Here is a 9,522-nt window from a genome sequence, read left to right as displayed (position 1 = left end):
CAGTTCCGGGTCCAGGTTCAAGCCCTTGCCCGGTTCAATCGTCACTTCTTCCTTGCGTTTGCGTGGCATAACGTGGCTCCTTGGCCATCAGTTTATGCCTCACACACAAACATTCGGATAGGCTCAAGCCAGACGGATCCATAGCCTCCCATCGCAAACCACGTACATGGCAATGGAACCTATTGGTGCTAGATGGAGGCTATTCGTGCGTGGCCGATCAGTGTCGTCAGAGTCCATAGCCCCGCCTACTCATACTGTAGAGAGTAACGCTTGGCCGAAAGAACACAATGCCTGCGCCCTGAACTAGGCCCCCTCATTCCGGCACCGTTGCGACTTAAGCCATCCAGACACCCGTTTTCAGACGAGAGATACAATCATGTCAAAGCCGCTTGACATGGAGGGGTCATTACCCGGTGGTTCCGCGCCAGCGTCGGTCGACGCAAGCAAGGAGGATCACATCCTCGACGTAATCCTGTTTGCCGAAGCGTTTCTGCGCCGCGCGCTGACCTACTCGTCCGCGAAGTCGATGGTCGCTCTCAAAGTGCTCTCAGTGATGAGGAATTGTGGGCCGGCTATGATGCGTGCGAAGACCTCAATTGACGAATTTTTTGTTTTTGGCCGGCGCCACGGCCTTCCATCAACATAAAGTCTGTAAGCTATCGGTTTGATGCCCTCGATTTCCAAACACAATCATGCCTGTTCGACCTGTGTCAAAGATTCCGAAACCCCTACCCTCTGATGCGGGTGAGCCGACCGGTCGAGTTCAGGCTATCGACCGCGCGTTCATCATCCTGCGCGAGCTGGCAAAGCATCCCAACGGGCAAAGCGCCCTCGAACTGGCGCGAAATACTGGTATCGACCGAACCACAACCCATCGCCTGCTCAAGACCCTGATGCACTGGGGAATGGCTGCGGGGGAGTCCGGTGTATACTTCGTCGGCGCCGAATGCGCGTTGCTCGCTACCGGTCATTTGAATCGGGCGAAGGTTCGGCGCATAGCCTTGCCTTTCGCGGTAGAGTTGCAGGAGAAAGTGCTGCGAAACTATGCAGCCGTGTTATCCATCTCCATTCCGGCGCGTGACGAGGTCGTCATAATTGAGCGCCTATGGACGCCGGCAACCCCGATAAACGTCATCACGGATATCGGCGACCATTTTCCGATTGACCTGAGCGCGAGCGGCAAATCCATCCTGTCAACGTTTTCAAGAGAAGAATGCATCGAACGTATTGGCAAGGAGCGCTACGCCGCAATCGAAAGCCTGTTGGTGCGATCCCGAAAGCAGGACGGCTTTTCCGCGGGACACGATGATTTCAAACCTGGGCTATCGTCGCTGGCATATCCCATCATTGGACCGGACGGCACCGCCTGTGCGGCAATGGTAATTGCGGGCCTCGACCTGACGGCCCACACCAAAGTCAACTCGGACCTCGCTCAGCACCTGCGGCGGGTCTGTCAGAATGTCTCGGCAAGCCTGGGCAACATTAGCTCAAGCTCACGCGCCGTCTCGCGTCATTGATGCTGGCAGGGTCGCGATGATGGTCAACGCACCCAACGCGACGAGACCAGCCACGATATAGAGACCGGTGCTCATGCTGCCAGAGTGAGTCCTAATCCATCCGATAAAAACAGGCGTGCCAAGGGCGCCCAGCTGACCAAGCGTGTTGATAAACGCGATGCCGCCGGCTCGCGCTGACTCAGACAAATAGAAAGTCGGAATAGTCCAGTACATCGCCGTAGCGCCGAGATACCCAGCGGTGCTTACGACCAGTACCAGGACCGCCAAAGTAGCGTCATTCGCGGCCTGCGGGAGCATCGCAATGCCGAATGCTGAAATGAGAACGGGCAAAGCAAAGTGCCAGCGTCGCTCGCGCCGGGCATCTGACAACCGGGTCACGAAGAACATAAAAAACACGCCAACCAAGTACGGCAGTGCCGAAAGCCAACCGAGATTGCCTATGTTCGTCACCCCGGCACCGCGAAGAATCGTCGGCGCCCAGACGTTGACAACATTTCCTGCAACCATGATTGCGAGGCAGAACGCAATTGCCAGAAGGTACACCCGCTTGTCTTTCAGCGCGCCCCAGAAGCCAGCGTGCCGAATGTTCTGCTGGATTCGCCGATCGGCCTCGAGCGCGGCATTGATTGAAGCCTTCTCATAGTCAGTCAACCACTTTGCCTCTGATGGACGGTCACTCAACATAAAAAAGAGCATGACGGCGAGGACCATCGGCGGCAAACCTTCGAGAATGAAAAGCCATTGCCATGCGCGCAATCCCCCTACATTGCCCATGTGCGAGAGTATCCAGCCTGCGATGGGGCCGCCAAGCATTCCCGATACGGCATTCGCCAGAATGAATCGGGCAGTCACGCGAGCCCGATAAGCCGCCGGAAACCAGTAGCTCAAATAGAGAATGACGCCAGGGAAGAATCCGGCCTCGGCCGCGCCGAGCAGTGCCCGCATCCAGATGAGCTGCGTCGCATTTTGCGCGAAACCGGTCGCTACGGTTATCAGCCCCCAGAGAAGCATGATGCGTGACATGGTCTTACGCGCACCAATCCGCTCCATGAGCATGTTGCTCGGTACCTCAAGTAGCAGATACCCGATGGCGTACACGCCAACCATCACCCCGAACTGCGCCTCCGAGATGGCAAACTCGTCTTTGAATCCGAGATGAGCGAAGCCGATGTTGATACGGTCAATCCAGTTCATCACCCAGCCGAGAAACAACCACGGCATGATTCGCCAAGTCATCTTGCGGAACAGCGCCCTATCGATAGTCGGTCGATAGGTGGCCGACCCGCTCTGTGCCAACACTTGTTCTGACATTTCCCCACCCCTCTGCAGACGCTTCAGACAACAATGTCGGGAAGATCGCGGCGCACACGTCCGCAACCAGAATATTTCGACTCAGGATTCGCGTACGCGCCCAGCGCCCGGCTTGTGCGCGACGATGTCACCGTATTCCTCGGAGTCGGTCACGCGCTTCCTCGCGGAATCAACGAGCGCAAAGTGGGCCTCGACGCGACGAGCGCGTTCGCAAAGGACGAGTTCCTTCGTGAGTCGCATCGCTGCCGTGGAGTGCCCGGCCATTCTCTTCGCGAGCTCGAGCGCAACGCTATACGGGTCGTCATGAATCTGATGAACCAGACCGAGCGTGAGCGCTTCCTGCGCATCGATAAGACGCGCTGATAGCATCAGGTCAAGCGCTGCTGCTTCCCCGATTATCGCGGGAAGGTTGACTGCACTGATCCCCGAAAGCATGCCGTGTTGGACTTCGGGGAAGCCTAAAGTACTGTTAGGCGCCGCAATCCGCACGTCGCAGTGAATGGCCAACGTCAGCCCCATGCCGATGGTGTACCCGTGAAGCGCAGCGATAACGGGTTTCGTCAGCCGAACACCAATCGATGGAATCGCGTCTGCGAGTACCTGCGTGGTCACCATCTCCCCGCTTTCCTGAATCTCTTTTATGTCGGACCCGGCGCAGAAGGCACGCGGTCCAGCTCCGTGCACCACGATGGCGCGAACGGCGGCGTTGTTCTCAGCCTCTTGCCAGATTTGTGCCAAGCGTCGCTTTCCGATGCTTCCAAGTGCGTTCATGCGCTCGGGGCGATTCAGGGTCACAACATAGACGCCATCGGCTGCGGGTTCGAAATCAATCTGCATGCTGTCCTCTATTGAGAAATTGACGGGCTCCAGCCGAGGCGAACGTTGCGTCGCGATGTCGCGAAGTGACTGTCGAACCTCAACTATTTTTTTCGATGTTTGTATTGTGCACATCGTGTGTGTATTATGAACACATCAAAATTATGAGGACAACGATGAAAGCAATTATTTTGGAAGCGTTTGGCGGCCCCGAAGTGCTGAAACTGCGCGAGATTCCGCCCCCAGTTCTGAAGCGCGGAGAGGTGTTGGTCAAGGTTCATGCAGCGGGTGTTTGCCACCACGACGTCATGCATCGCGCCGGCAAGCTTCCGGGCGCCAAGGTCGGGGTCGTGCTCGGTCACGAGACGGCCGGCGAGGTGGTCGCACACGGAGAAGGCGGGAGTCCTCACGCGATTGGCACGCGTGCGGTGATTTATCAACGCGCCTTCTGTGGCGAGTGCCGGGATTGCCTTCGCGGTCGCCAAGATATGTGCCGCGCCGCCAGCCTCCCATCAGTGGATGCCGAAGGAGGTACTGCGGAATATGTAGCGGTCTCATCGAGCGCCATCATTCCAATTCCCGATGGACTCGACTTCGTGAGTGCGGCGCTCGCGTCCTGCCCGATTGCCACCAGCCTTCGCGCCCTGACGAGCGTCGCGGGTATGCAACCCGGAGACACCGTTCTCATTACTGGCGCAAGCGGCGGACTCGGTGCCCATCAGATTCAGATTGTCAAGGCTCTCGGCGGCCGCGCTATTGCTGTCACGACGAGCGAACGCAAGGTTGCCTTCCTCAAATCGCTCGGCGCACACGATGTCGTTGTCGCATCGAATGGCGAATTTGGCGCGGCCGTATGGAAGCTGACAGGTAAACGAGGCGTCGACATCGCTGTCGAGAACGTTGGCCCATCTCTGCCGGAGACCATTCGCTGTGTGACGTATGGCGGCACCGCAGTCGTCCTTGGGAACATCGGCGCTCAACCGGTACCGATTCCGCCTGGTCTGCTTATTGGCCGACGCATCACCGTGGCCGGTTCTGGCATGGGAACGATGGAAGACTTGCGGAAGTCCATCGCGATGTTAGCCAATGGTCAGGTCAAGCCCGTTATTTCGAAGGTCCTTCCCTTCTCCGAAATCGCCAGTGCTCACGAGATGCTGGATACGCGGGCAGTGGAAGGCCGCGTGGTTATGCAAGGATGGTGACGCGTGAATGTAACCCATTGCATTGAGGAAGTCGCTCGACGATTTCCCTCCAGACCCGCGCTCATCGTCGACGAGTCGGTCGAACAGGTCAGCTTCCGTCAGTTCGCGGACGCAATTGCAGCAACCGGCGCGCTCATCTGTAAGAATGCCAAACTCTCGGAGGGAGGCCGCGTAGCGCTGCTCGGTGACGGCTCTGCCCATTATCTGTACGCCGAGTATGGTGCCATGAACGCCGGACTGGTACGGGTCTCGCTGGATCCGAGCTTGACCAGCGAGGAATTGGCAGCGCAAATTTCCGACGCAGGTGCGGGCGTGCTGCTATTTGCCAGTGCTCACGCTCAACGTGCAGAGGAGGTCCAAAGACTTATCGGCGGCACGCGACTCGCACTCGCCCTGCTTGATGACTTAGGCAATCTCACTGCGCCGCAAGAAGTGCCGCAGTCGGATGATGGGAAAGGAATCGCCGCTCTAAATTACACCGGAGGGACTACCGGAAAGCCGAAAGCGGTGATACATACCCACGCTTCTCTGAATGCGGCAAAAGAAAACGTTGTTCAGGCCTGGATAGCGGATGGTTCGGACGCAGCCCGCCTGATGCTGAATGTGCGTCCGCTGTGGCCAATCGCAGCCATCGGTCTACTCGCGCACTTATCACAAGGCGGCACTGTCATTCTCGGGGGCCACTTCTCATCGGAAACGTTTGCCGACCAAGTAGCGCGTCATGGCGCGCAGTGCACCTCGCTTGTGCCGACCCATCTCGTACGGCTTACTCGCGAACTGAAGCCGGGTGACGAACGGCTAGCTTCTCTTCAGCGTATTGACATTGGGGCCGCCGCGCTCTCGTTTGATGTACTCAGTCGAGCTAAGGAGATTTTTGGAAATACGCTGGCCATGCTCTACGGTCTCACTGAGGCACCATGGAGCTGCTACCGCAACCGTGCTGCGCTCAGCCTTGTTACTCGTGACGATTTGCTCACCCATGGTCTCGTCGGTGTGCCCACGCGAAACAGCAGGATAAGCATTCTGTCTCCGGACGGGCTGCCATGTGCTACCGGGAAATCTGGTGAGGTTGTCATTGAGGGCGGACATCTCATGGCATGCTATTGGAATAGACCCCAAGCGACCTCAGATGTACTGTTTGGTGGACGATTCCATACTGGCGATGTGGGTCAACTCGACGAAGCCGGGCGACTTTATCTAACCGGGCGGGCAAAAGAAATCATCCGCTCCGGCGGGAAATCGGTACAGCCTGGTGAAGTGGAGGCAGTGCTGTGTGAACACCCCGCCGTGGCAGACGCTGCCGTCGTAGGAATCGCCGATGTCGAATGGGGTGAGATGGTGGCCGCAGCGGTCGTCGCGAAGCTGGGTGCAACGCTGTCTGCCGAGATTTTGACCGAATATTGCCGTCAGCGACTATCCGCGCACAAAAGACCTCGCCGGATACTTATCGTCGAATCCGTCCCGCGCTCGCATTACGGAAAAATACAGCGCGCAAAGGTGAAGCAACAGTTTGACCAGGTGTGAGCGAAGTCCGACGTTTTCGCGCCGGGCTTCGTAAGGCAACGTCGTCATTTCTTTCTTCCAGAAGAGAATACAAGTCATGACCACCACAAAAACTCTCATTTGTTTAGGCATCCTACCATTGTGCTTAGAAGCACATGGTCAAAGCTCAGTCACGCTTTACGGCATGGCCGACGCTGGACTGACTTATACGAACAACCAGGGCGGCGCCTCTCGAGTCCAGACGTGGAGCGGAAGTCGGGGAAGCAGTCGATTCGGGTTTCGTGGCACTGAAAATCTTGGCGGAGGCCTGAAAGCGATATTCGGTCTTGAGAATGGCTTTGATATTCAAAGTGGAAAATCACTCCAGAACGGGCGCTTGTTCGGGCGTCAGTCGTGGGTGGGCCTGACTGGAGACTTTGGGACGGTCACACTCGGCCGTCAGAGCGACATCGTCTTCGATGTGCTGGGAGCGTATGAAACAGGAATTCTGATGGCGGGATCGTTGGGTGCTCGCGCCGGCGATGTAGACAATATTTTCGGTGACTACTTCTTTAACAACGCCATCAAGTACGTCTCCCCGACGTGGCAAGGCGTGACATTGGAAGGGATCTATTCCTTCGGCGGTATTGCCGGGTCGATGGCTCGCAACCAGGTATGGGGCATCGCCGCTAGTTACGACCGTGGTTCATTTGGCGCGACCGTTGTGTATCGCCGTGCAAACGAGCCCGCCGTGTCGCAATTCGATGCAAGCAGCAGCGCCGTCGCAGGACAGACGTTCGCGAATCCCTCCAGCAACCCGATGTTCTCTGGATACCTATCTGCCCGGAGTCTCGAGGTCTATGGAGCGGGCCTTCGCTACAAATTCGGTTCATCGGTGGTCGCAGCAAACTACACGACCACCCGCTTCAACCATGTTCTAAAAACGAGCTCCACGCCAATCGGAGGCATCAGTCCGAGCATCAACTCGGCAGAACTCAACTATACCTATCGGTTCACGCCAGAGCTTCTTATCGGCGCCGGGTTTTCATATACGCATGCCGAAGATGCGAAGTACACGCAGTCGACAATTGGTTCGACCTATTCACTTTCCAAGCGCACATTCCTCTACGCGATGACGTCCTGGGTTCACGCCATAGGTACCAACTCTCTCAATCGACCTGCCGTGGCAGGTATCGACCTGCTGACAGCATCGAGTAATGCAAATCAGCTGGCCGTCCGCATCGGCATTCACCACAACTTCTGACAAGCCGGAAATTACATGAAGCGATATGTGAATCCAAAAGTTGGTGACCGTGCGACGTTCGCAGACGCAGTTCAAGTCGATGGATGGCTTTATGTGTCTGGGCAATGCGCAATGCAGGATGGTGAATTTCAAAACGGTCCCATTGCATCGCAAGCCCGCAAGTCGCTCGAGCAACTTTCCGAGATTCTTGAGGCTGCCGGATATTCAAAGGAACACGTCGTCCGGTGCGGCGTTTGGCTTGCCGACGCCAGAGACTTCAACGCGTTCAATGCGGTTTTCAGGCAGTTTTTTGGAGAGCACAAACCCGCCCGAGCTTGCGTTGTGTCGAGCATGGTCGTCGACAGCAAGGTCGAGGTCGACTGCGTCGCATACAAGGCTTCATGACCATCGCAGTCGCGAAGCCATGTCATCAAGACAGCCAAGACGTGCACACGTCAGCGTCTCGGTTAAGACTCGATTGATTGACAGATTGATTCACTTTGGATAAGCCGCAGAGGGAAAAACATGACTGTTTATAAACTCGACAACGTCAGCCCGCACATTGATGAGTCCGCTTATGTGGCAAAATCCGCCGATGTGATTGGCGACGTTTCTATCTCCAAGGGAGCGAGTATTTGGTTCGGCGCGTCTGTCCGAGGGGATAAAGCCTCAATCTCGATAGGCGAAAATTCAAATATCCAAGAAGGTGCCGTCTTGCATGTCGACCCTGGATACCCACTGAAGATTGGCGCCGGAGTAACCATCGGTCATCTTGCCATGCTGCACGGTTGTACGATTGAAGACGGGACGTTGATAGGCATCCAAGCGGTTGTATTGAATGGCGCGGTCATCGGTCGAAACTGCCTCGTGGGCGCAGGCGCCATTGTGACCGAAAATAAGGTTTTTCCAGATAATTCTTTAATTCTTGGCGTGCCAGCAAAGGTTGTAAAAGAACTCTCGGAGGCGCAAGTAGCATCTCTCAGTGACAATGCGAGCACGTATGTGGAACTCGCCGGAAGATATAAGGCAGGTCTCCAGGAGGTTGATTAGGTCCTGTCACGCCCTGATGCTTTACAGCCGGTACGATGGGTGACCTGCTGCGGAATTCTACGCCAATCAAGTAATGAGTCTGGCGTCGATTGATCCGCTTGGGTTTCCTGGACCAGATCTAGAGCGAGTTTTGCGGCAAGCTTCACCCTGAACCAGGAGGTGGTTTGTCATGAAGCGGAAACGCTTTTCGATCGAACAGATTGTGGCGGTACTGAAGCAAGCCGAGCTGTGTTGCAATCGGCTATGCCTGATGAGGCTGCTTGCGCATTGATGTGAGCAACGCGCGCTTATTCGTCCTTCACCACGAACCTCAGAACAGCCGTCAGGACCGTCGATACCGGCAGCCATGCCCAGCATGCCCATCGCGAACGACCCCGTCCGATCTTTCAGCCAACCAACGAGGAACGGTCCAGCAAATCCGCCAAAGGTGCCAACGGAGTTGATAAAGGCCAGCACACCGGCAGCCGCAGCGCCGGACAGGAACCGCGCCGGGATGCGCCAGAAGACAGCCCGCGCCGTCGTGACGCCGATGACCGCAATCGTGATGCCGATCAGCGCCAGCCAGAATGCATTGAGCAAGGCCGCAATAACCATCCCACCCGCGCCGAGCAGACAAGTGAGCAGCAAATTGACGATCTTTGTCCCATTGCGATCAACCATGTGCGCCCAGGTCAACATCGCCGGCGCACACGCCAGCGCGAATCTCTACTCACTGGTCGAAACCTGCAAGGCCAACGGCATCGACCCGTATCGCTACCTCACTTGGCTGTTCCAATGCTCCAGTTCCCTGATCGTCCGGGGCAAAGGGGATTGGTCAATGTGCAATCGCTCGGCCGCACGGGCGAAATGGAGTTCCTCGGCAACAGCCATGAAACAACGGAGGTGTCGAAGTTCCACACCC

Annotated in this window: 10 protein-coding genes and 2 pseudogenes; 8 read left to right on the top strand and 4 right to left on the bottom strand. The window is 56.6% G+C overall.

The genetic code is table 11. From position 1 onward, the window contains the following. The first annotated feature begins 376 nt into the window (after positions 1-376). The gene (locus HWY45_RS35645) at positions 377-646 is read left to right on the top strand and encodes a hypothetical protein (RefSeq protein ID WP_059886263.1); all 270 of its coding nucleotides are present in this window, start codon (positions 377-379) and stop codon (positions 644-646) included. A gap of 46 nt (positions 647-692) precedes the next feature. Beyond that, entirely contained in the window at positions 693-1,517 is an 825-nt protein-coding gene (locus HWY45_RS35640; protein ID WP_063895294.1) for an IclR family transcriptional regulator, read from the top strand. Here the strand turns inward: HWY45_RS35640 and HWY45_RS35635 are convergent. Together HWY45_RS35635 and HWY45_RS35630 are read right to left on the bottom strand one after the other, a co-directional pair. Further along, positions 1,494-2,828 carry an MFS transporter gene (locus HWY45_RS35635; protein WP_059886266.1) on the bottom strand — a complete coding sequence of 445 codons (1,335 nt, stop codon included), beginning with the start codon at positions 2,826-2,828 and terminating at the stop codon, positions 1,494-1,496. The genes HWY45_RS35640 and HWY45_RS35635 overlap by 24 nt on opposite strands. 81 nt (positions 2,829-2,909) lie before the next feature. Then, positions 2,910-3,665 (bottom strand): enoyl-CoA hydratase/isomerase family protein, encoded by a 756-nt coding sequence (locus HWY45_RS35630; RefSeq protein ID WP_063895678.1) that lies wholly within the window; start codon positions 3,663-3,665, stop codon positions 2,910-2,912. 155 nt (positions 3,666-3,820) lie between these two features. Between HWY45_RS35630 and HWY45_RS35625 the strand changes: the two genes are divergently transcribed. From HWY45_RS35625 to HWY45_RS35605, 5 genes are all read left to right on the top strand, one after another. Beyond that, positions 3,821-4,846: an alcohol dehydrogenase catalytic domain-containing protein gene (locus HWY45_RS35625; protein ID WP_059886304.1), complete on the top strand. Its 1,026-nt coding sequence runs from the start codon at positions 3,821-3,823 to the stop codon at positions 4,844-4,846. Between the two features lie 3 nt (positions 4,847-4,849). Beyond that, entirely contained in the window at positions 4,850-6,370 is a 1,521-nt protein-coding gene (locus tag HWY45_RS35620; protein WP_081069944.1) for a class I adenylate-forming enzyme family protein, read from the top strand. 76 nt (positions 6,371-6,446) lie between these two features. Further along, positions 6,447-7,592 carry a porin gene (locus HWY45_RS35615; protein WP_059886268.1) on the top strand — a complete coding sequence of 382 codons (1,146 nt, stop codon included), beginning with the start codon at positions 6,447-6,449 and terminating at the stop codon, positions 7,590-7,592. A 15-nt stretch (positions 7,593-7,607) separates the two neighbouring features. Beyond that, positions 7,608-7,976 carry a RidA family protein gene (locus tag HWY45_RS35610; RefSeq protein ID WP_059886271.1) on the top strand — a complete coding sequence of 123 codons (369 nt, stop codon included), beginning with the start codon at positions 7,608-7,610 and terminating at the stop codon, positions 7,974-7,976. A gap of 120 nt (positions 7,977-8,096) precedes the next feature. Further along, entirely contained in the window at positions 8,097-8,621 is a 525-nt protein-coding gene (locus tag HWY45_RS35605) for a gamma carbonic anhydrase family protein (RefSeq protein ID WP_081069945.1), read from the top strand. 66 nt (positions 8,622-8,687) lie between these two features. Here the strand turns inward: HWY45_RS35605 and HWY45_RS35600 are convergent, their stop codons facing one another. Further along, the gene (locus HWY45_RS35600; protein WP_150999230.1) at positions 8,688-9,299 is read right to left on the bottom strand and encodes an MFS transporter; all 612 of its coding nucleotides are present in this window, start codon (positions 9,297-9,299) and stop codon (positions 8,688-8,690) included. A gap of 1 nt (position 9,300) precedes the next feature. On the opposite strand from HWY45_RS35600, the pseudogene HWY45_RS35595 reads away from it, so the two are divergent. Beyond that, positions 9,301-9,393, top strand: a pseudogene (locus tag HWY45_RS35595) (transposase domain-containing protein); the annotation flags it as partial. A 5-nt stretch (positions 9,394-9,398) separates the two neighbouring features. Here the strand turns inward: HWY45_RS35595 and HWY45_RS35590 are convergent. Continuing rightward, a pseudogene (locus HWY45_RS35590) lies at positions 9,399-9,518 on the bottom strand (LysR family transcriptional regulator); the annotation flags it as partial. Between the last annotated feature and the right edge of the window lie 4 nt (positions 9,519-9,522).

The sequence above is a fragment of the Burkholderia stagnalis genome (assembly GCF_902830275.1).
Classification (GTDB): Bacteria; Pseudomonadota; Gammaproteobacteria; order Burkholderiales; family Burkholderiaceae; genus Burkholderia; species Burkholderia stagnalis.
This window is presented reverse-complemented; position numbering and strand designations above follow the sequence as displayed.

Coding starts and splice junctions, on each gene's coding strand:
- HWY45_RS35645 (WP_059886263.1), top strand. CDS start 377: ATGTCAAAGCCGCTTGACATGGAGGGGTCATTACCCGGTGGTTCCGCG.
- HWY45_RS35640 (WP_063895294.1), top strand. CDS start 693: ATGCCTGTTCGACCTGTGTCAAAGATTCCGAAACCCCTACCCTCTGAT.
- HWY45_RS35635 (WP_059886266.1), bottom strand. CDS start 2,828: ATGTCAGAACAAGTGTTGGCACAGAGCGGGTCGGCCACCTATCGACCG.
- HWY45_RS35630 (WP_063895678.1), bottom strand. CDS start 3,665: ATGCAGATTGATTTCGAACCCGCAGCCGATGGCGTCTATGTTGTGACC.
- HWY45_RS35625 (WP_059886304.1), top strand. CDS start 3,821: ATGAAAGCAATTATTTTGGAAGCGTTTGGCGGCCCCGAAGTGCTGAAA.
- HWY45_RS35615 (WP_059886268.1), top strand. CDS start 6,447: ATGACCACCACAAAAACTCTCATTTGTTTAGGCATCCTACCATTGTGC.
- HWY45_RS35610 (WP_059886271.1), top strand. CDS start 7,608: ATGAAGCGATATGTGAATCCAAAAGTTGGTGACCGTGCGACGTTCGCA.
- HWY45_RS35605 (WP_081069945.1), top strand. CDS start 8,097: ATGACTGTTTATAAACTCGACAACGTCAGCCCGCACATTGATGAGTCC.
- HWY45_RS35600 (WP_150999230.1), bottom strand. CDS start 9,299: ATGTTGACCTGGGCGCACATGGTTGATCGCAATGGGACAAAGATCGTC.